This window comes from Billgrantia bachuensis, assembly GCF_011742165.1.
Lineage (GTDB): Bacteria > Pseudomonadota > Gammaproteobacteria > Pseudomonadales > Halomonadaceae > Halomonas > Halomonas bachuensis.
Window position 1 is genome coordinate 49,544 of record NZ_JAAQTO010000024.1, and the last position, 19,098, is coordinate 68,641.

Consider the following 19,098-nt stretch of genomic DNA (forward strand, 5'->3'; position numbering starts at 1 on the left):
ACGAAGGATGCTCAGCCATGAGCGACAACCAAGATATCGATGCCGTCGGCTTCACGTCCCCGGCCTCCCCCGGAGAGTTGCTTCGCCGTGAGCGTGAGAACCAGGGTCTGTCCCGCGAGGAAGTTGCCACGGCATTGAACCTGCGCCCTGCCGTCGTCACCGGCATGGAGGAGGACAGCTACGACCAGGTGCCGGTCGCCACCTATCGCCGCGGCTACCTGCGCGCCTACGCCCGGCTGCTGGGCATGGACGACAGGCCCGTGCTGCAGGCCTATGCGGACCGCTTCGGCAGCCAGGAGAGCGAGCAGCGCGTCGCCCCGGTTCAGGTCACGAAGCCACCGTCACGCATCGGCGCCTGGCTGTTCAAGCTGGTGACCCTGCTGGTCATTGCCGGCCTGATTGGCCTGACCCTGGTGTGGTGGCAAAGCCGCGACGGCAACGAGCCGCCCGCCGTCGATACCAGCGGCCCGGTCTCGGTCGAAACGCTGGACGGCACCACCACCATCGAGGAGGAACCGCAGCCCGAGGTCGAAGAGGCCCTGCCGCCGCTGCCCGAGGAAGGCATCGACCCCCTCGCTGAGGAAACCGTGACGCCGCCCGGTGAAGTCGACCCCACCGGCGCCCAGTCGCTGGTGGCGCAGCCCGACGCGGACGAAGCCACCGCCGCCGACGAAGCTCCCGCCGCCAACGAAGATCCCGCCACCGACGAGACCGTCGCCGAGGCAGCTCCGGCACAGGACCTCGTCGCCGAGGAGGAGCCCGAGCCTGCCGAGACGCCGTCCTCCCCCGGCGACAGAACTGTGCTGCAGTTGACCTTCAACGAACAGTCCTGGACCGAGATCTTCGACGCCAACGGTCGTCGCGTTTTCGTCGGTCTTCAGGAACCCGGCACCACGGCCACCGTCGAAGGAGAGCCCCCGTTTCGCATGACCATCGGCAACGCAACCGGCGTCGAGTTGAGCTGGGCCGGGGAGCGTGTCGACCTGGGCGCCCGCGCCGGGGCCAACAATGTCGCCCGATTCACCCTGGGAGAGTGATGCCTATGCATTCCCCATCGCCCATCGTTCGCCGCAAGTCGCGCCAGATCCACGTCGGCAAGGTGCCGGTCGGCGGCGATGCCCCGATCTCGGTGCAGAGCATGACCAACACCGACACCTTGGACGTAGCCGCCACCGTCGCTCAGATCGAGCGCCTGGAGGCCGCCGGCGCCGATATCGTGCGCGTCTCGGTACCCACCATGGACGCCGCCGAGGCCTTCGGCCGCATCAAGCAGCGGGTCAACGTGCCGCTGGTGGCCGACATCCATTTCGATCACAAGATTGCCCTGCGCGTCGCCGAGCTCGGTGTCGACTGCCTGCGCATCAACCCAGGCAACATCGGCAAGGAGGAGCGCGTACGCGCCGTGGTCGGCGCCGCCCGCGACAATGGCATCCCGATCCGCATCGGGGTCAATGCCGGGTCGCTGGAGAAGGAGCTGCAGCGCAAGTACGGCGAACCCACGCCGGAAGCGCTGGTGGAATCGGCCATGCGCCATATCGACCACCTCGACCGCCTCGATTTTCAGGAGTACAAGGTCAGCGTCAAGGCCAGCGACGTGTTCATGGCCGTGGCCGCCTACCGTCAGTTGGCCAAGCTGATCGAGCAGCCGCTGCACCTCGGCATCACCGAGGCCGGCGGGCTGCGCTCGGGCACCGTGAAATCCTCCATCGGCCTGGGCATGCTGTTGATGGACGGCATCGGCGACACCATTCGCGTCTCGCTTGCCGCCGACCCGGTGGAGGAGATCAAGGTCGGTTACGACATGCTCAAGAGCCTGCGCCTGCGCAGCAAGGGAATCAACTTCATCGCTTGCCCCAGCTGCTCACGCCAGAACTTCGATGTAATCGGCACCATGAACGCCCTCGAGGAGCGCCTCGAGGACGTCATGACGCCTCTCGACGTCTCGGTGATCGGCTGTATCGTCAACGGCCCCGGCGAGGCCAAGGAGAGCGACATCGGCCTTACCGGCGGCAGCCCAGCCAATCTCGTCTACGTCGACGGCAAGCCCGCGTCCAAGCTGCGCAATGAACATCTGGTCGACGATCTCGAAGCCTTGATCCGCGAGAAGGTGCGCGAAAAGGAACAGGCCGAACAGAACGTGATCGCCCGCGAGGCCTGAGCGGCCTTCGACCATCAAGGAGCCACCGTTGAGCAAGTCCCAATCGAGTACGAGCGCGTCCAGCCAGAAGAAGATCCAGGCCATTCGTGGCATGAACGATCTGCTGCCGGACCAGTCCGCCCTTTGGCAGTACTTCGAAGGCACCGTCCAGGCGCTGATGCAGCGCTATGGCTACGCCGAGATTCGAACGCCCATCGTCGAGCAGACGGCCCTGTTCGCGCGCTCCATCGGCGAGGTCACCGACATCGTCGAGAAGGAGATGTATACCTTCGAGGACCGCAATGGTGACAGCCTGACCCTGCGTCCCGAGGGTACGGCGAGCTGCGTTCGCGCCGCCATGGAGCACGGCCTGCTGCATAACCAGACCCAGCGGCTGTGGTACCAGGGCCCGATGTTCCGTCACGAGCGCCCACAGAAAGGCCGTTACCGGCAGTTCCATCAGGTCGGCCTGGAGGCCTTCGGCCTGGAGGGACCGGACATCGATGCCGAGGTGATCCTGCTTACCGCCCGCCTGTGGCAGGAACTCGGCTTATACGATCACGTCACCCTCGAACTCAACTCGCTGGGTTCCAACGAGGCTCGTGCCGCCTATCGCGACAAGCTGGTGGCCTACTTCGAGCAACATCGCGACCAGCTCGATGAGGACTCCCTGCGCCGCCTGTCCAGCAACCCGCTGCGCATCCTCGACTCCAAGAATCCGGACATGGCGCCGATGCTGGCCGATGCGCCCAGGCTGATGGACCATCTCGACGCTGCCTCGCGCGAGCACTTCGAAGGTCTCACCGCCCTGCTCGAGGCCGCCGGCATCGACTACGTGATCAATCCGCGTCTGGTACGCGGCCTCGACTACTACTGCCGCACCGTATTCGAGTGGACCACCACGGCACTGGGCAGCCAGGGTACGGTGTGCGCCGGCGGCCGCTACGACGGCCTGGTCGAGCAACTCGGCGGCAAGCCGATCCCGGCGGTGGGCTTCGCCATGGGTATCGAGCGTCTGATCCTGCTGCTCGAAACCCTGGAGCTGGTACCCGAGGCCGCCTTGGGCGAATTGGACCTCTACGTGCTGCCCATGGACGATGACGCCACCGCCCGGGCCATGCTGCTTGCCGAGCGGCTCCGCAGCGAACTGCCCGAGCTGCGCGTGCAGTTGCACTGTGGCGGCGGCAGCTTCAAGAGCCGTATCAAGAAGGCCGACCGCAGCGGTGCCCGGCTGGCTCTGCTGCTGGGCGAGGACGAACTGGCCCAAGGCCGCGCCACGCTGAAATTCCTGCGCGAGGAGCGCGAGCAACTGAGCCTGGACCAGGACGCCCTGGCCGAGACCCTCGCCACGCTGGTGAGCGGCGAGCACGCCTGACCGAACCGTATTTTGCTGTGTAAAGGAGACCGCCCGTGGCGGAGCTGAGAACCGAAGAAGAGCAGCTTGAAGCCATCAAGCGCTGGTGGAAGGAAAACGGCACCTCGCTGATCGCCGGCGTAGCAATCGCGATCGCCGGCGTGGTGGGCTGGAATGCCTGGCAGAGCTATCAAGACAACCAGGCGCAAGCGGCCTCGATGCGCTACCAACAGGTGGTCAACCTGGCCGGCAGCGAAGAGACCGATGAGGCCCGCAGCCTCATCGACGAGATTACCGGTGACCACGGAGGCACGCTGTATGCCGACCTGGCGCGCCTGATCGACGCCCGCCTCGCCGTGGACGAGGGCGAGCTGGACAAGGCACGGGATATTCTCGATGGCGTGATCGCCTCCAGCAAGCGCGAGTATATCCAGGGGCTGGCAAGGCTACGACTGGCTCGGCTACAGGTCGCTACCGATGACGCCGAAGCCGCGCTCGATACCCTGGCACGTGACGTCCCGGCCGCCCTGACCGCGCAGCAGGCAGACGTGCGTGGCGATGCCCTGCATGCGCTTGGCCGTGACGACGAAGCCCGCCAGGCCTGGCAGGAAGCCCTGGCGGTCGCCGAACAACGAAACCAGCCGATCTATGGCGTCCAGCTGAAGCTCGACGACCTGGGTGCCGAAGAGGCCATGCTATGAAGACGACATTCACTCGCCAGTCATTCCTGGTTCGCAAGTCATCACTGGTCCTGGCGGCCACCCTCGCCCTAGGGCTGCTGGCCGGCTGTGCCAACAAGGCCGAGCCGCGCTACAGCCCCAAGGAGCTGCAGCGCTTCGAGGCCAGCGCCGAGCTCGACACCGATTGGCGCGAGCAGGTCGGCAAGGGGCTCGGCCGGGCCACCTACCCCATCGCGCCGTCGCTCGACAATGGCGTGATCTATAGCGCCGACGAACGCGGTCGGGTCATGGCCATGGATGCCCAGAGCGGTGAGCGCCGCTGGCAGACCGACCTCGAGGTCGGCGTTTCCAGCGGCCTGACCGCCGTGGCCGGACAGGTCTATCTCGGCACTCGCAACGGCGAGGTACTGGCGCTGAGCCAATCCAGTGGCGATGTGAGCTGGCGCGCACGTGTCTCCAGCGAGGTACTCGCTCCGCCGCAGCCCAACAACGAACTGCTCATCGTGCAGAGCGTCGACGGCACCGTCACGGCGCTGGACCGGCTCACCGGCCGTGAGCGCTGGGTGCATACCACCACCGAACCCGCCCTCACCCTGCGCGGCACCGGCACGCCCACGGTGATCGATCCGGTGACCTTCGCCGGTTTCGCCAACGGTCGCCTGGTCACGCTGGACAACCGCAGCGGTCAACCGCTGTGGGAGCGGCGCATCGCCGTGCCTCGCGGGCGCAGCGAGATCGATCGCATGGTCGACCTGGGTGGCCAGCCGGTGCTGACGCCTGACGGCCGGCTGTTCGTGACCAGCTACAACGGCCGCCTGGTAGCCCTGGAAGCGCCCAGTGGCGAAGTCCTGTGGGAGCGCGAACACTCCAGCTTCCAGACCCCGGTGCTGGTGGGCGACCGCCTGTTCACCGTCAACGAAGCCAGCCATGTGATCGCCTTCGATGCGCGCAGCGGCGAGGAGCTGTGGCGCAATCGCGATCTCGAGGGTCGCTGGCTGACCTCGCCCGCCTTCGCCGACGGCAACGTCGTAGTGGGCGATTTCGAGGGCTATCTGCACCTGCTCGACATACAGGACGGCAGCTTCACCGCGCGGAAGAAAGTCGACGGTTCCGGTATCAGCCTTCGCCCGATCACCGATTCCCGCCGCATCTACGTGCTGGCCAACGACGGCCGTCTCGAGGCCCTGGAAATCAATCGATGACACCCGTGATTGCCCTGGTCGGCCGCCCCAACGTGGGCAAGTCGACCCTCTTCAACCGTCTGACCCGCTCGCGCGACGCTCTGGTGGCGGACTTCCCCGGGCTCACCCGCGACCGCAAGTACGGTAACGGCATGCTCGGCGACAAAGCCTACACGGTGATCGACACCGGCGGCATCAGCGGCGACGAGGAGGGTATCGATGCCGCCATGGCCGAGCAGTCGCTGGCGGCCATCGACGAGGCCGACATCGTGCTGTTCATGGTCGACGCCAGGGCCGGCCTGCAGGTGGCCGACGAGGCCATCGCCAACCACCTGCGGGTCAACCAGAAGAAGACCTGGCTGGTGGTCAACAAGACCGATGGCCTGGAAGAGCACTCGGCCATGGCCGACTTCTGGAAACTGGGGCTGGGCGACCCCCGGCCCATCGCCGCCGCCCATGGACGCAACGTCACTGCGCTGATCGAGGAAGTGCTCGAGCCCTTCCCCGAACGCGACCTGAGCATCCCGGCGGATACCGGCACCAAGGGCATCCGCATCGGCGTCATCGGCCGCCCCAACGTGGGCAAGTCGACGCTGGTCAATCGCCTGCTCGGTGAGGAGCGGGTGGTGGTCTTCGACGAAGCCGGCACCACCCGCGACGCCATCGAGATACCCTTCGAGCGGCGCGGCAAGCCCTACGTGCTGATCGACACCGCCGGCGTGCGGCGACGCAAGAACGTCAGCGAGATCGCCGAGAAGTTTTCGATCATCAAGACGCTGGAAGCGATCAAGGAGTGCCATGTCGCGGTCATGGTGCTCGATGCGCGCTCGGGGCTGGTCGAGCAGGACCTGCACCTGCTCGATTACGTGCTGACCACCGGCCGGGCCCTGGTGCTGGCGGTGAACAAGTGGGACGGCCTGGAGCAGGACGCCAAGGAGAAGATGCGCGCCGAGATCAAGCGCCGCCTGGGCTTTGCCGACTACGCCGAGCTGCACTTCATCTCGGCGCTGCACGGCACCGCCGTGGGCGATCTCTACCCCTCCATCGAGCGCGCCTTCGCCTCGGCCAACAGCCACTGGTCGACCAACCGCCTCACCACTTTGCTGCAGGATGCCGTCAGCCAGCATCCGCCGCCGTTGGTGCATGGCCGCCGGATCAAGCTGCGCATGGCCCATCAGGGCGGTAGCAATCCGCCGATCATCGTGGTGCACGGCAACCAGACGGAGGCCTTGCCCGAGGCCTACAAGCGCTTCCTGACCAATACCTTCCGCAAGGTACTCAAGGTGCGCGGCACGCCGATCCGCTTCGAGTTCCGCTCCGGCAGCAACCCGTTCGATCCGCTGGCCGGCGCCAGCGATCGGGAGAAAGCCAAGCAGCGCGAACTGGGGCGCACCCGCGCCGCCCGCAACAAACGCCGCTGACCCTTGTCCAAGGCGCCCGGCCGTCAAGGCTGGGCGCTGCCGCCCGGCAGCCGTCCCTGACATCAACCCTGTTTACTGACCCGCTTCGTCCATCAGGAGGAGTCGATGTTCCTGAGTTGCGTACCGTTCGTTGTATCGCGCCGCCGCTGGCGCCTGCTTGTCCCGCTGAGTCTGGCCATGCTGCTCACCGGCTGCCTGGCTCTGCCCCAGACCGGGCTGTTCGCCTTCCGCCTGGCGGTGACCTCGCTCGGTATCGAGGATGTCCGCATCGGCCCCTACTCGATCCAGGCCGGCCTCGATACCAGCGACATCGCCTCGCTGGTGGCTTCGAGCCTCGGCATGGGCAGCCTGCCGGTACAGGCCACCGTGGCCATGGGGCTGTCGCTGCCCGTCGGCATGCCGGCGGTGGAGATGTCCGGTTTTCGCTGGACCCTGGACGTGCCCGGCGCCGAGCCGGTCAGCGGCAACTACCAGCAGGACGTGACGCTGACCTCCACCGATGACACCAAACTGCGCCTGCCGGTGGCCTTCGATGTGCTGGCCACCGACACTCGGCGCCTGGCGCCCATGGTGGAACTCGCCACCCAGTTGGCCAGCCAGGGCGAACTGCCCGCAGGCAGCGAGCTGGCCATCACTCCGGGCAGCCTGCGCGGCCTGGGCGTGACGCTGCCGGCAGGGCTGTGGACGCCGACCCTGCGCTTCGCCGTGGGGCAGGACGGCGAACTAACCCCGCAGCGTTGACCCTAGCGGCTTGCGCTAGGTCTCGTGCAGCCGCCGCTGGCCGACCCATTGGCTGGCGAACTGCCAGGCGCCTCGTCCGCTGCGGCCACCGCGCAGGGTGGCGTAGCGAATCGCCTCGGCGCGAGCCTCGGCGTTCCAGTCCCGTTCGCTGCCGAGCTGCGTGACCCAATGGCAGCAGGCCTCAAGATAGATGTCCTGGTTGAAGGGATAGAAGCCCAGCCACAGGCCGAAGCGGTCGGAGAGCGAGATCTTCTCCTCCACCGCATCGCCATGGTGTAGCTCCTCCCCCACCAGCCGGGTATCGGCGTTGTCCGACAACGACTCCGGCAGCAGATGGCGGCGATTCGAAGTGGCATACAGCAGCACGTTCTCCGGTGGGCCGGTCAGCGCCCCGTCGAGCACGCTCTTGAGCGCCTTGTAGGCGTCGTCGTGGCCCTCGAAGGAGAGGTCGTCGCAGTAGACCACGAAGCGATGCGGCTGACGCCGCAACTGCTCGACCAGCATCGGCAGCCCGGCCAGGTCGTGGCGGTCGACCTGCACCAGGCGCAGCCCCTCCTCCGCCAGGCTGTTGAGCAGGGCGCGGATCAGCGACGACTTGCCGCTGCCGCGGGAGCCCCACAGCAGGGCGTGATTGGCCGGTAGCCCCTGCAGGAAAGCACGGGTATTGTCGACCAGCGCCAACTTCTGACGCTCGATGCCCAGCAGGTCGTCGAGCGACAGAGCATCGCGCGGCGGTACCGGCAGCAGCTGGCCACCCAGCACATGGCGCTGCCACAGCGCGGCCACGTCGCGTTCCCAGTCGACCTCCTGCGGCGCCGGAGGCAGCCAGTGCTCCACGTGATCCAGCAGGCGGTTCAGGCGTCGGCTCAGCTCGGCATCCATCGGCATCTCCTTGGAAGTTTCACGGTTCACGGTTGACCTTGTGGCGGTTCGGGGTATCTTGTGGCGAACCGTCACCCCCGTCCAGGGTCTCAAGGGATCTGAACGAACGAGGTATCGAACATGCGCTGGATTCGCTGTGCTGCCGTGGCCACCCTGGCCCTGACCATTACCGCCTGTACCACTTCACCGACCGGACGCCAGCAACTTACGCTGATGTCTGATGCGCAGCTCAACCAGATGGGCCAGGAGGCCTTCGCGCAGTACCAGCAGGACCTCCCCCCGGCCGGCCAGGCTCAGCAGCGCTACGCCCAGTGTGTGGCCGAAGCCATCGTCGCCGTACTGCCGGAGCAGGAGCGCAACCAGGACTGGCAGATCCGCGTGTTTGAAGCGGAACAAGCCAACGCCTTCGCCCTGCCCGGCGGCTACATGGGCGTCAATACCGGCCTGCTCGACATCGCCGAGAACCAGGACCAGCTCGCCTCCGTGATCGGCCACGAGATCGGCCACGTGCTGGCGCGCCATGCCAACGAGCGCGTTTCGACCCAAACCTCGACCCAGCTCGCGCTGTCGGTGCTGTCATCGGCGGCCGGTCTCGAGGGCCCGGGCGGCGAGCAGTTGATGGGGGCGCTGGGTCTCGGCGCCCAGTACGGCATCCTGCTGCCCTTCTCGCGCCGCCACGAGAGCGAGGCCGACGTGATCGGCCTGCGCTTGATGGCCGATGCCGGCTTCGATCCGCGGGCCAGCGTCGCGCTGTGGGAGAACATGAGCGCCCAGGGCGGCGCCAACCCGCCGGAGTGGATGTCCACCCACCCCAGCCATGGCCAGCGCATGCAGGGACTGCAGGCCGAGATGGACAATGCCCTGGCGCGTTACGAGCAGGCCCGTCAGGCTGGGCGGCAGCCGAACTGCCCGCGCCCTTAGGGAAACGCTGAGCCCCGTCTCACTTTGGAAAGCTGATGTTACGACTTGGACTGCTGCTGTTGATCCTGCCCATCTTCGTGCTGATGGGGGTGTACTTCTGGGAGCTCAATGACGTGCGTGAATGTGCGCTGATCCAGGGGGGGCATTGGGACTACTTGGCCGGCGTATGCCGCGAGTCGCCTCAGCCCTTCGTGCCCTGGGTGGAACGCCATCCGTGGCTGGTCAATGGCGGTATGCTGCTGTCGCTGATCGGTGTGGTGATGTGCATGCTGGGACTGTATGTGAAACGCCGCTGAGACTCACAGGGATCGTCTCAGCGTTAAAGCGACTGTCTGAGCGCCTCGAGTACCGGGCCGGTATCGGGGCGTCTGCCGCGCCACTGAAAGAACGACTCGGCGGCCTGTTCCACCAACATGCCCAAACCATCGACGGTGCACGCGCCGCGCTCGTCGGCCCAGCGCAGAAAGACGGTGGGTTCGGCGCCGTACATCATGTCGTAAGCGGTGGCACCCGCGGCGAACAGGTCGTCGGGCAGCGGCGGCAGGTCGCCCGCCAGGCTGGCGCTGGTGCCGTTGATCACCAGGTCGAAGGGGCCGGCCACGGCATCGAAGCCGCCGCCGCGGGTCGTGCCCATATCGCCGAAGTCGGCGGCCAGCGCCTCGGCCTTGCTAGCGGTGCGGTTGGCGATCATGAGGCTCGCCGGCCCGGCGGCCAGCAGCGGCTCCAACACTCCACGTACCGCCCCGCCAGCGCCCAGTATCAGGATACGGGCCTCGGCCAGGGCCATGCCATGACGCTCCAGATCGCGCACCAGGCCGATGCCGTCGGTGGTGTCGCCGTATGTGAGACCGTTCTTGCCCAGCACCAGCGTGTTGACCGCACCGGCACGCCGCGCCCGCTGGCTGAGCACATCGCACAGACGAAACGCCTCCTCCTTGAAGGGCACGGTGACGTTGGCCCCCCGCCCCCCTTCGGCCGTGAAACCGCGCCAGGCGCCGGCGAAATCGTCCAGCGGCGCCGCGATGGCGGCGTATTCGATATCGTCACCGGTCTGCTCGGCGAAAGCGGCGTGGATGACCGGCGACTTCGAATGCGAAATGGGATTGCCGAATACGCAGTAGCGGTCTGTCATGAAGCTTCCTCTTCTCCCAGCCAGTCTCGCGGGCGCAGATAGTCCTCGTACAGCCGCGCCTCAGGGCTGCCCGGCTGCGGCTGCCAGCCATACTCCCAGCGTGCCAACGGCGGCATCGACATCAGGATCGATTCGGTACGCCCGCCGCTCTGCAGGCCGAACAGGGTGCCGCGATCCCACACCAGGTTGAATTCCACGTAGCGCCCGCGGCGGTAGAGCTGGAAGTCGCGTTCGCGCTCGCTCCAGGGCGTGTCGCGGCGGCGGCGCACGATGGGCAGGTAGGCGTCGAGAAAGGCGTCGCCCACGGCACGCTGGAAGGCGAAGCTGGCCTCGAAGTCCCACTCGTTGAAGTCGTCGAAGAACAGCCCGCCGACACCGCGGGTCTCGTCGCGGTGCTTTAGGTAGAAATAATCGTCGCACCACGCCTTGAAGCGCGGATAGACCTCGGCGCCGAAGGGCTCGCAGGCATCGCGGGCCACCCGGTGCCAGTGCAACACATCCTCGCGCACCGGATAATAGGGTGTCAGGTCGAAGCCTCCGCCGAACCACCATGCCGGCGCCTCCCCCTCTTTCTCGGCGATGAAGAAGCGCACGTTGCCATGGCTGGTGGGCACGTGGGGGTTCTCGGGATGCAGCACCCAGGAAACTCCCACCGCATGGAAGCCCCGACCGGCGAGCTGTGGCCGGGCGGCCGTGGCCGAGGGTGGCAACTGGTCTCCATGAACGTGAGAAAAATTGACACCGCCCTTCTCGAACACCCGGCCATTCTCGATCACCCGCGAACGGCCTCCGCCGCCGGCCTCGCGCTGCCAGCTCTCCTCGCGAAAGCCGGCTCCGCCGTCCTCGGCGGCAAGGCTTTGGCAGAGCCGGTCCTGCAGGTCGAGCAGGTAGCGCTTCACCGTTTCGAGATTGGCTCGCGCCATGTCACCTCCGTCGAAATCGTTAGCGTGACGGTATCAAGCGCGCAGTACCCGGCCACTGCGCAGATCACGGATGATGCTGGGGCGATCGAGCCCACCCAGCTCGCCTTCGACGATGGCATCGAGCTCGCTGCCGAAGATCTGGCGTACCTCGGCAGCGCTCATGGCCGAGGGTTCGCTGGCCTTGTTGGCCGAGGTCGAGACGATCGGACCACCGAAGGCCTGGCACAGGGCCGCCACGCCGGGATGGGCGCTGACCCGCAGCGCTACGCAGTCGTGGGCGCCGCGCACCAGCGCATGGCTGCGCCCATTGTGGGGCACAAGCCAAGTGTTGGGGCCGGGCCAGCTGGCGACCAGCGGGGCGTGCAGCTCCGGCGCCAGGCCCTCGAGCCAGGGCGCGAACTGCGCGATGGAGGCCGCCACCAGGATCAGCCCCTTGGCCGGGTCGCGCTCCTTGAGCCGCAGCAGGTGGGCCACGGCCTCGTCATTGTCGGGGTCGCAGCCCAGCCCCCATACGCCCTCGGTGGGGTAGGCAATCACGCCGCCGGCGCGCAGTGCGGTAACGGCGGCATCGAGCGATTCGGCCACGGTCATGGTCTCCTGCAGTGATTCAGCACATCGACCGCCGACGGATCGCCACGACGGTCCTGATGAAAGGTCTCATGCTAGCACGCCTAGGCGTTCTCAGGCAGGCGCACCCAGCCCCCGGGCGCCTGGGCGGCGCGCCCCTCGAGCTCAAGCTCCAGCAGCCGCCGCTGGCAATCGGGCACGGCCAGGCCGGTCAGGTTCACCAAAGCATCGAGCGGTGACGGGGCATCGCTGAGCCAGCGCAGCAGCGGGTCACCGCCGGCCGAGTCCTGCGGGCCGGCTTCCCGGGACTGGGCCAGGGCGGGGCTCGACGCCGCCCACTGGGTCAACTCCTCGAGAATGTCGTCGACATGGCGCACCAGCACCGCCCCCTGGCGAATCAGCCGCAGGCAGCCGCGCGCCTGGGGATTGTGGATCGAGCCGGGCAGCGCAAAGACCTCGCGGTTCTGCTCGATGGCGAGCCTGGCGCTGACCAGCGAGCCGCTCTTCTCGGCGGCCTCCACCACCAGCACGCCCAGCGAGAGGCCGGTAACGATACGGTTGCGTCTAGGGAAGAAGGCCGGCCGCGCCGGTGTGCCGGGAGGGTGCTCGGAGAGAACCAGCCCGCCTTGGTCTAGCAACTGCTGGTAGAGTCGTGCATGACGCGGCGGATAGATCACGTCGACGCCGCAGCCGAGCACCGCCACGCTGCGCCCACCGGCTTCCAGCGCGGCCTGCTGGGCGGCCCCGTCGACGCCCAGTGCCAGGCCGCTGACGACGCACCAGTCGCGGCTGGCCAACTCACGCCCGAAGGCTGCGGCATTGGTCAGGCCTTCGCGGGTGGGCCGGCGCGAACCGACGATGGCCAGCCTGGGTGGCTGCAGCGCGGCCAGGTCGCCCAGGGCCCAGAGTACCGGCGGCGGATCGCCGATCTGCTCCAGCAGAGCCGGCCACGCGGGGTGTCCCGGATGCAGCAGGTGGCGGCCGGGCGCAGCCGCCAGCCAGCTCAGGTCGGCATCGACCGCCTGGGTCAGCGGACTGCGGGCCGGGTGGTCGAGCCATAGCCGCAGCGCGGTGGCGGCCTGGTGCGGCAAGCGGGCCAGCCAGCCGGCGGGCCAGTCCGGGGCGACGGACAGGATATCCGCCAATCGCGCGGCGCCCATTCCGGGCAGCCGAATCAGCGCCAGCCAGTCGCGTTGGCTCGGCATACGTTGCGCTTCGCTCACCGCTGTACCACCCCCACCCCGCGGCGGGGGTTGTGAAGGCGATCGCCGACTTCCAGGGAGCGGGTCGCCTGCATGACCAGGCCATAGCTCATCCTCTCGTAGGGTCGGAACACCATGACCAGACCGGCATCCGTCCCGGGCAGACGCAGCGACTCACCGGTACGAGGGTCGACGACGCGCTCGCCCTGCTGCTCGACCTGAAGGACATGGCCCGTTTCGAGCCCGTCGTGGCGCCCCCGGTCCAGCGCCACCACCTGCAGCCGGCCGATGAAGCGCACACCACCCGGCACGGCGAGAATGGTGCCGTCGACATCGTGATCCGGGGCACGGGGCACGAACTCGCTGATCAGCTCGCGCTCCTCCAACGGCAGCACGATGTCGTCGTTGCGCACTTCCTGGCTGGCGGAGAGAACCTCCATGAGCGCGATGCCATCCTCACTGTGCCCTGCCCTGGCGCGCCCGATACTGATCAGCTCCAGACCCAGCGTCTCGCCGGTCGCAGCATCACTGTAGCGCTCGCCCACGCGGTAGATGCCGTAACGCTGTCCGCTCTCCAGCTCACCGCGGGCATAGATACGGTCGCCGGCACCGCTGATGATGCGCCGGTCGTTGCCGGCGACCACGTAAGCCAGCTCATCCAGGGACTCGGGGTCGTCGACCACACGGTGGTCGCGCAGGAAATGACGCACCGTGTCCAGCGGAATCGGCTCGATCGCCTCACGCACGGGAATGCGGCGCACCTCGGGTGAGAGTCGCACTTCGCCCTGGCCGCGCTCGAGCCCCAGGCACGGGCGACCATTGCAGTCATAGAGATAGACCACGTCGCCGGGATAGATCAGATGCGGATTGCGAATCTGCGGGTTGACCTGCCACACTTCCGGCCACTGCCAAGGGTGGCGCAAGAAGCGTCCCGAGATGTGCCAGAGAGTATCGCCGCGGACCACCGTGTAGCGATCCGGCGCATCGCTGCGCAGCCCTTGCTCCCAACTGAGCCCTTGGGCTTGGGCCAGCGTCGCCGTCAGCAGCAGCGCGAGACCCGTGCCCCACATCCACCCCAGCGGGCCGCCCTGCCATCGCTTCGCTTTCACGTCCATCCCGTCACTCCCATGCCCTAAACTCCCGGCCCGACTCGCGGCCCCCGCACGCCGGGAACCGGCGTGCCGTGCTATAGTCCAATGCTATTGAATTGATATGCGCGCCGGTGGTTTCCCCCAGGCCTGCTGCCCCCTAGAATAGGGGCAATTTCCGAATGACAGCATAACGGTGGTTCCAACGCCATGGCCAAATTGACGATCCTCGAATTTCCCGACGAGCGGCTGCGCACCAAGGCCGCGCCGGTCGAGACGGTCGATGACGAGGTGCGTCGGCTGGTCGACGACATGCTCGAAACCATGTACGACGCTTCCGGCATCGGGCTTGCCGCCACGCAGGTGGACGTACATCGCCGCGTGATCGTGATGGACGTCAGCGACGATCGTGCCAACCCGCTGGTGCTGATCAACCCCGAGTACACGCCGATCGGCGAAGAGCGCGAGCTGATGTCCGAGGGCTGCTTGTCGATTCCCGAGTACTACGCCGAGGTACCGCGAGCGCTCAAGGTCCACCTCAAGGCGCTGGACCGCGACGGCAAGCCCTACGAGCTCGAGGCCGAGGGCCTGCTGGCCCACTGCATCCAGCACGAGCACGACCATCTCGAAGGCGTCCTGTTCGTCGATTACCTGTCGGCGCTCAAGCGCGATCGCGTCCTGAAGAAGATGCAGAAGCGCCACAAGCTGATGCAGACCGCCTGATCCCTCGATGCATGCACCGAAGGCCGACGCATACCACGTCGGCCTTCGTCGTTTGGGCCTGCCTCCGTTAAGATGAGGGCAACCGTTCACTGGCAAGGCTCGACTCATGTCCCGTTCCCTGCGCGTCATCTTCGCCGGCACCCCCGACTTCGCCGCCGCCAGCCTCGCCGCGCTGCTGCACAGCCGGCACAGGGTGGTGGCCGTGTACACCCAACCCGACCGCCCGGCCGGCCGCGGTCGCAAGCTGACCGCCAGCCCGGTCAAGTCGCTGGCTCTCGAGCACGACCTGCCCGTTCGCCAACCCGAGACCCTGAAGCGCGCCGAGGTACAGGCCGAGCTCGCCGGCTTCGAGGCGGACATCATGCTGGTGGTCGCCTACGGCCTGATCCTGCCCCAGGCGGTACTCGACATCCCCCGGCTCGGCTGCCTCAACGTCCACGCCTCGCTGCTGCCGCGCTGGCGCGGCGCGGCACCGATTCAGCGCGCCATCGAGGCCGGCGACAGCGAGAGCGGCGTCACCATCATGCAGATGGACGCCGGGCTCGACACCGGCGCCATGCTGCTCACGCGACGCACGCCGATTACCGCGACCACCACCGGAGGCGAACTGCACGACACCCTGGCCACCTTGGGCGGCGAGGCGCTCGTCGAGGTACTGGACGCGCTGGCGGATGAGGGTCTTGTGGCCACGCCACAGCCGGAAGCGGGCGTGACCTATGCTGCCAAACTCTCCAAGGCCGAGGCCGAACTCGATTTTTCCCGCCCCGCCCGTGAGCTTGCCGCCAAGGTGCGCGCCTTCAACCCCTGGCCAGTGGCCTGGTCTACCTGCGGCGAGGAGCGGCTGCGGCTGCTGATGGCCGAGGCAGCCAATCCCCACGCTGGAGAGCCGTCAGCGTCGCCAGGCACTCTGCTCGCGCCAGATGCCGACGCCCTGCGCATCGCCTGCGGCCTACGGGGCGACGAAGTACTACGAATCACTCGGGCACAGCTACCGGGCGGCAAGCCGCTGGCAGCCCGCGACCTGCTGAATGCACGTGACGAGCGCCTGCGTCCCGGACGTCGACTGGGCAATGCGAACAAGGAGAGCGCCTGATGCATCGCTCCACCCCCTCTTCCCGCGCCGGCAAGGACGTTCAGAACGGCGGCCAGGCGGTACGCGCCAGTGCTGCCCGCGCCCTGGTTCCCGTGATCACCGGCAAGGGATCGCTCAACGAACTGGACGATCAACAGGTAGTGATGCGCGACCGGGCGCTGTTCAAGGCGATGTGCTACGGCGTTTGCCGCACCTTGCCACGCCTCGAGGCGCTGGCCGAGCGCTTGCTGCAGACACCGTTCAAGGCACGCGATGCCGACGTTCAGGCGCTGCTGCTGCTGGGCATCTATCAGCTGCTCTACCTGCGCATACCGGCGCATGCTGCCGTAGGCGAAACCGCGGGAGCCGCGCGCCAGTTGGGCAAGGAGTGGGCGACGCGGGTATTGAACGGCTGTTTGCGCCGGCTGACCCGGGAATCCGCGGCGCTACAGGCCGACGTCGACCAGGACCCAGCGGTGGCGCTGCTGCACCCCCGCTGGCTGCTCAAGGCGCTGCGCCAAGCCTGGCCCCACGACTGGCGTGCCATCGCCGAGGCCAACAACCAGCCCGGGCCGATGACGCTACGCATCAATCGTCGCCACGGCGACCGTGAGGCCTATCTGGCCAGGCTGCTGGAGAGCGGCAACGAAGCACGGCTGTGCACGCACTCGCCCGATGGTCTGACGCTGGACAAACCCTGCGACGTGCAGGTACTGCCTGGTTTCACCGAAGGCGACGTCAGTGTGCAGGACGAGGCCGCCCAGCTCGCCGCCGAACTGCTCGGACCAGCGCTGGCACCACGCCCCGGCGGTCGGGTGCTCGATGCGTGCTGCGCTCCTGGCGGCAAGACCGCCCACCTGCTCGAGCTGTTCGACATCGAACTATTGGCGCTCGACAGCGACGCCGTACGCCTGGCCCGGGTCGAGGAAACCCTGGAGCGACTCGGGCTCTCGGCCACGCTGGTGCATGCCGACGCCACTCTTCGCGACTGGTGGGACGGCACGCCCTTCGATGCCATCCTGCTCGACGCGCCCTGCTCGGGTACCGGCGTGATTCGCCGTCACCCCGACATCAAGCGGCTGCGGCGTCCTTCCGACATCGCCAAACTGGCCGAGTTGCAGGCACGCCTGCTCGACAACCTGTACGCCACCTGTTCGGTGCTGCGTGAGGAGAACGACGATCAGATCCGTGCCTTTCTCGAGCGTACCTCCGATGCCGACATCACCACACCGGAGGAAGTGAGCTGGGGGCGCCCGGCCGGCCCCGGGCGCCAGCTACTGCCGCAGCACGAGAGTCACGACGGCTTCTTTTATGCCAGACTGAAGAAACGGGGTTGAACCCGACCCCACCATCGTTTGTATGAGCAAGGAGCATCCATGAGCGATCATGTCTACAAGCATATCGAGCTGACCGGTTCTTCCGAGAAGAGCATCGAGGACGCCATCCAGCGCGCTCTCGACAAGGCCTCTCAGTCTCTTCACGGCATGCGCTGGTTCGAGGTCGTGGATACCCGCGGACATATCGAGAACGGCCGCGTCGGCCACTGGCAGGTCACGCTCAAGGTGGGCTTCACCCTGGACTGACATCGACCATCGCCACACGAACCTGTTACATCACCTTCGGCTGGTTTATCCTAGCCACGGATGCTGCGGCGCCATAACGGCGTCGCAGAGTCGTTTGATGGGCCAGACAGCATATGAAGATCATCATCCTGGGCGCCGGCCAGGTCGGCGGAACGCTGGCCGAGCATCTGGCCCGCGAGGAGAATGACATCACGGTGGTGGATACCGACGGCGAACGGCTGCGCGAGCTGCATACCCGGCTCGACATCCGCACCGTGGTGGGCCCCGCCTCCTATCCTGTGGTATTGCGCCAGGCCGGCTGCGAAGACGCCGACATGCTGATCGCGGTGACCAGCCAGGACGAGGTCAACATGATCGCCTGCCAGGTCGCCCACACCCTGTTCCGCACGCCAACCAAGATCGCCCGCGTACGCGCCACCGCCTACCTCACCCGCAAGGGGCTGTTCGCCCATGAGGCGGTGCCCATCGACGTGCTGATCAGCCCCGAGCAGGTGGTCACCGACCATATTCGTCGCCTGATCGAGCATCCCGGCGCGCTGCAGGTGCTCGAGTTCGCCGGCGGCCTGGTGCAGCTGGTGGCAGTCAAGGCCTACTACGGTGGCCCGCTGGTGGGCCAGGATCTCGGCTTCCTGCGCCGCCACATGCCCAGCGTCGACACCCGGGTGGCGGCCATCTACCGGCGCAACCGCCCGATCATTCCTCGCGGCGACACCGTGATCGAGGCCGACGACGAGGTATTCTTCATCGCCGCCCGGCGCGACATTCGCGCGGTGATGAGCGAGCTGCGCCGGGTCGACCGCGACTTTCGCCGGGTGATGATCGCCGGCGGCGGCAACATCGGCGAGCGCCTCGCCGAGCACCTCGAGCACAGCCACCAGGTCAAGATCATCGAGCATGGGCTCGAGCGCTGCACCGTGCTCTCCGAGCGCCTCAATCGCACCGTGGTACTGCACGGCAGCGCCACCAACAAGCGCCTGCTGGAAGAAGAGAACATCGAGGACTGCGATATCTTCTGTGCCCTGACCAACGACGACGAGGTCAACATCATGTCGTCGATGCTGGCCAAACGCATGGGCGCCAAGAAGGTGCTGACACTGATCAACAACGCCGCCTACGTCGACCTGGTGCAGGGTGGCGAGATCGACATCGCCATCTCGCCGCAGCAGGCCACCATCGGCAGCCTGCTGACCCACGTGCGTCGCGGCGACATCGTCAACGTGCACTCGCTGCGCCGTGGTGCGGCGGAGGCGATCGAGGCGATTGCCCACGGCGACACCCAATCGTCCAAGGTGGTGGGGCGGGCCATCGGCGAGATCGACCTGCCCCGCGGCACCACCATAGGCGCCATCGTGCGCGGCAAGGAGGTGCTGATCGCCCATGATGACGTAGTGGTGGAGTCCGGCGACCACCTGATCCTGTTCGTCATCGACAAGCGCCGCATCCGCGATGTCGAGCGCCTGTTCCAGGTCGGGCTGACGTTCTTCTGATGGC

Annotated in this window: 20 protein-coding genes; 14 read left to right on the plus strand and 6 right to left on the minus strand. The window is 67.1% G+C overall.

The annotated features are described in order from the left end of the window. The first annotated feature begins 17 nt into the window (after nt 1-17). The 7 genes from HBJ55_RS10110 to HBJ55_RS10140 all read left to right on the plus strand — a co-directional run bounded on the left by HBJ55_RS10110 (nt 18) and on the right by HBJ55_RS10140 (nt 7,514). Entirely contained in the window at nt 18-1,037 is a 1,020-nt protein-coding gene (locus HBJ55_RS10110) for a RodZ domain-containing protein (RefSeq protein WP_167113743.1), read from the plus strand. A 5-nt stretch (nt 1,038-1,042) separates the two neighbouring features. Then, nucleotides 1,043-2,158, plus strand: coding sequence for a flavodoxin-dependent (E)-4-hydroxy-3-methylbut-2-enyl-diphosphate synthase (gene ispG, locus HBJ55_RS10115; protein WP_167113746.1), 1,116 nt, complete (start codon nt 1,043-1,045; stop codon nt 2,156-2,158). 28 nt (nt 2,159-2,186) lie between these two features. Next, complete coding sequence (hisS, locus tag HBJ55_RS10120) at nt 2,187-3,512, plus strand: histidine--tRNA ligase (RefSeq protein ID WP_277345635.1); 1,326 nt, start codon at nt 2,187-2,189, stop codon at nt 3,510-3,512. A gap of 35 nt (nt 3,513-3,547) precedes the next feature. After that, nucleotides 3,548-4,192, plus strand: a complete 645-nt coding sequence (locus tag HBJ55_RS10125) for a tetratricopeptide repeat protein (protein ID WP_167113784.1) — start codon at nt 3,548-3,550, stop codon at nt 4,190-4,192. Then, nucleotides 4,189-5,373, plus strand: coding sequence for an outer membrane protein assembly factor BamB (gene bamB, locus HBJ55_RS10130; RefSeq protein ID WP_167113787.1), 1,185 nt, complete (start codon nt 4,189-4,191; stop codon nt 5,371-5,373). The genes HBJ55_RS10125 and bamB overlap by 4 nt, the downstream gene beginning before the upstream one ends. Further along, nucleotides 5,370-6,773, plus strand: coding sequence for a ribosome biogenesis GTPase Der (gene der, locus HBJ55_RS10135; RefSeq protein WP_167113790.1), 1,404 nt, complete (start codon nt 5,370-5,372; stop codon nt 6,771-6,773). The genes bamB and der overlap by 4 nt, the downstream gene beginning before the upstream one ends. 105 nt (nt 6,774-6,878) lie before the next feature. Further along, entirely contained in the window at nt 6,879-7,514 is a 636-nt protein-coding gene (locus HBJ55_RS10140; RefSeq protein WP_167113793.1) for a hypothetical protein, read from the plus strand. A gap of 15 nt (nt 7,515-7,529) precedes the next feature. Here the strand turns inward: HBJ55_RS10140 and HBJ55_RS10145 are convergent, their stop codons facing one another. After that, nucleotides 7,530-8,396 (minus strand): ATP-binding protein, encoded by an 867-nt coding sequence (locus HBJ55_RS10145; protein ID WP_167113796.1) that lies wholly within the window; start codon nt 8,394-8,396, stop codon nt 7,530-7,532. Nucleotides 8,397-8,516: 120 nt separating this feature from the next. Between HBJ55_RS10145 and HBJ55_RS10150 the strand changes: the two genes are divergently transcribed. Both HBJ55_RS10150 and HBJ55_RS10155 read left to right on the plus strand, forming a co-directional pair. Continuing rightward, nucleotides 8,517-9,317, plus strand: coding sequence for a M48 family metallopeptidase (locus HBJ55_RS10150; protein WP_167113799.1), 801 nt, complete (start codon nt 8,517-8,519; stop codon nt 9,315-9,317). A 35-nt stretch (nt 9,318-9,352) separates the two neighbouring features. Then, nucleotides 9,353-9,613, plus strand: coding sequence for a hypothetical protein (locus tag HBJ55_RS10155; protein ID WP_167113802.1), 261 nt, complete (start codon nt 9,353-9,355; stop codon nt 9,611-9,613). Nucleotides 9,614-9,636: 23 nt separating this feature from the next. Here the strand turns inward: HBJ55_RS10155 and aroE are convergent, their stop codons facing one another. The 5 genes from aroE to HBJ55_RS10180 form a co-directional block, all read right to left on the minus strand. Then, the gene (aroE, locus tag HBJ55_RS10160) at nt 9,637-10,449 is read right to left on the minus strand and encodes a shikimate dehydrogenase (protein ID WP_167113805.1); all 813 of its coding nucleotides are present in this window, start codon (nt 10,447-10,449) and stop codon (nt 9,637-9,639) included. Further along, a complete protein-coding gene (gene hemF, locus HBJ55_RS10165; protein ID WP_167113808.1) occupies nt 10,446-11,372 on the minus strand; it encodes an oxygen-dependent coproporphyrinogen oxidase in 927 nt (308 codons plus the stop codon). The genes aroE and hemF overlap by 4 nt, the downstream gene beginning before the upstream one ends. Before the next feature lie 33 nt (nt 11,373-11,405). Further along, entirely contained in the window at nt 11,406-11,963 is a 558-nt protein-coding gene (gene tsaC / locus HBJ55_RS10170; protein WP_167113811.1) for an L-threonylcarbamoyladenylate synthase type 1 TsaC, read from the minus strand. A gap of 80 nt (nt 11,964-12,043) precedes the next feature. Then, a complete protein-coding gene (gene dprA / locus HBJ55_RS10175) occupies nt 12,044-13,144 on the minus strand; it encodes a DNA-processing protein DprA (RefSeq protein WP_167113874.1) in 1,101 nt (366 codons plus the stop codon). Between the two features lie 14 nt (nt 13,145-13,158). Beyond that, nucleotides 13,159-14,256 (minus strand): LysM peptidoglycan-binding domain-containing protein, encoded by a 1,098-nt coding sequence (locus tag HBJ55_RS10180; RefSeq protein WP_240936066.1) that lies wholly within the window; start codon nt 14,254-14,256, stop codon nt 13,159-13,161. Nucleotides 14,257-14,439: 183 nt separating this feature from the next. Here HBJ55_RS10180 and def point away from each other — a divergent pair, with 183 nt between their 5' ends. The 5 genes from def to trkA all read left to right on the plus strand — a co-directional run bounded on the left by def (nt 14,440) and on the right by trkA (nt 19,094). Further along, nucleotides 14,440-14,952: a peptide deformylase gene (def, locus tag HBJ55_RS10185; protein WP_167113814.1), complete on the plus strand. Its 513-nt coding sequence runs from the start codon at nt 14,440-14,442 to the stop codon at nt 14,950-14,952. A gap of 106 nt (nt 14,953-15,058) precedes the next feature. Continuing rightward, the gene (fmt, locus tag HBJ55_RS10190) at nt 15,059-16,045 is read left to right on the plus strand and encodes a methionyl-tRNA formyltransferase (protein ID WP_167113817.1); all 987 of its coding nucleotides are present in this window, start codon (nt 15,059-15,061) and stop codon (nt 16,043-16,045) included. Then, the gene (gene rsmB, locus HBJ55_RS10195; RefSeq protein ID WP_167113820.1) at nt 16,045-17,361 is read left to right on the plus strand and encodes a 16S rRNA (cytosine(967)-C(5))-methyltransferase RsmB; all 1,317 of its coding nucleotides are present in this window, start codon (nt 16,045-16,047) and stop codon (nt 17,359-17,361) included. The genes fmt and rsmB overlap by 1 nt, the downstream gene beginning before the upstream one ends. 39 nt (nt 17,362-17,400) lie before the next feature. Further along, on the plus strand, nt 17,401-17,607 hold the full coding sequence (locus HBJ55_RS10200) for a dodecin (protein WP_149328065.1): 207 nt from the start codon (nt 17,401-17,403) through the stop codon (nt 17,605-17,607). Nucleotides 17,608-17,720: 113 nt separating this feature from the next. Beyond that, entirely contained in the window at nt 17,721-19,094 is a 1,374-nt protein-coding gene (gene trkA / locus HBJ55_RS10205) for a Trk system potassium transporter TrkA (RefSeq protein WP_167113823.1), read from the plus strand. Nucleotides 19,095-19,098 lie beyond the last annotated feature (4 nt).

Bases quoted from the DNA above. Each gene is read 5' to 3' on its own strand.
- HBJ55_RS10110 (WP_167113743.1), top strand. From the start codon at position 18: ATGAGCGACAACCAAGATATCGATGCCGTCGGCTTCACGTCCCCGGCC.
- ispG (WP_167113746.1), top strand. From the start codon at position 1,043: ATGCATTCCCCATCGCCCATCGTTCGCCGCAAGTCGCGCCAGATCCAC.
- bamB (WP_167113787.1), top strand. From the start codon at position 4,189: ATGAAGACGACATTCACTCGCCAGTCATTCCTGGTTCGCAAGTCATCA.
- der (WP_167113790.1), top strand. From the start codon at position 5,370: ATGACACCCGTGATTGCCCTGGTCGGCCGCCCCAACGTGGGCAAGTCG.
- HBJ55_RS10140 (WP_167113793.1), top strand. From the start codon at position 6,879: ATGTTCCTGAGTTGCGTACCGTTCGTTGTATCGCGCCGCCGCTGGCGC.
- HBJ55_RS10145 (WP_167113796.1), bottom strand. From the start codon at position 8,396: ATGGATGCCGAGCTGAGCCGACGCCTGAACCGCCTGCTGGATCACGTG.
- HBJ55_RS10150 (WP_167113799.1), top strand. From the start codon at position 8,517: ATGCGCTGGATTCGCTGTGCTGCCGTGGCCACCCTGGCCCTGACCATT.
- HBJ55_RS10155 (WP_167113802.1), top strand. From the start codon at position 9,353: ATGTTACGACTTGGACTGCTGCTGTTGATCCTGCCCATCTTCGTGCTG.
- aroE (WP_167113805.1), bottom strand. From the start codon at position 10,449: ATGACAGACCGCTACTGCGTATTCGGCAATCCCATTTCGCATTCGAAG.
- hemF (WP_167113808.1), bottom strand. From the start codon at position 11,372: ATGGCGCGAGCCAATCTCGAAACGGTGAAGCGCTACCTGCTCGACCTG.
- tsaC (WP_167113811.1), bottom strand. From the start codon at position 11,963: ATGACCGTGGCCGAATCGCTCGATGCCGCCGTTACCGCACTGCGCGCC.
- dprA (WP_167113874.1), bottom strand. From the start codon at position 13,144: ATGCCGAGCCAACGCGACTGGCTGGCGCTGATTCGGCTGCCCGGAATG.
- HBJ55_RS10180 (WP_240936066.1), bottom strand. From the start codon at position 14,256: ATGGACGTGAAAGCGAAGCGATGGCAGGGCGGCCCGCTGGGGTGGATG.
- def (WP_167113814.1), top strand. From the start codon at position 14,440: ATGGCCAAATTGACGATCCTCGAATTTCCCGACGAGCGGCTGCGCACC.
- fmt (WP_167113817.1), top strand. From the start codon at position 15,059: ATGTCCCGTTCCCTGCGCGTCATCTTCGCCGGCACCCCCGACTTCGCC.
- rsmB (WP_167113820.1), top strand. From the start codon at position 16,045: ATGCATCGCTCCACCCCCTCTTCCCGCGCCGGCAAGGACGTTCAGAAC.
- HBJ55_RS10200 (WP_149328065.1), top strand. From the start codon at position 17,401: ATGAGCGATCATGTCTACAAGCATATCGAGCTGACCGGTTCTTCCGAG.
- trkA (WP_167113823.1), top strand. From the start codon at position 17,721: ATGAAGATCATCATCCTGGGCGCCGGCCAGGTCGGCGGAACGCTGGCC.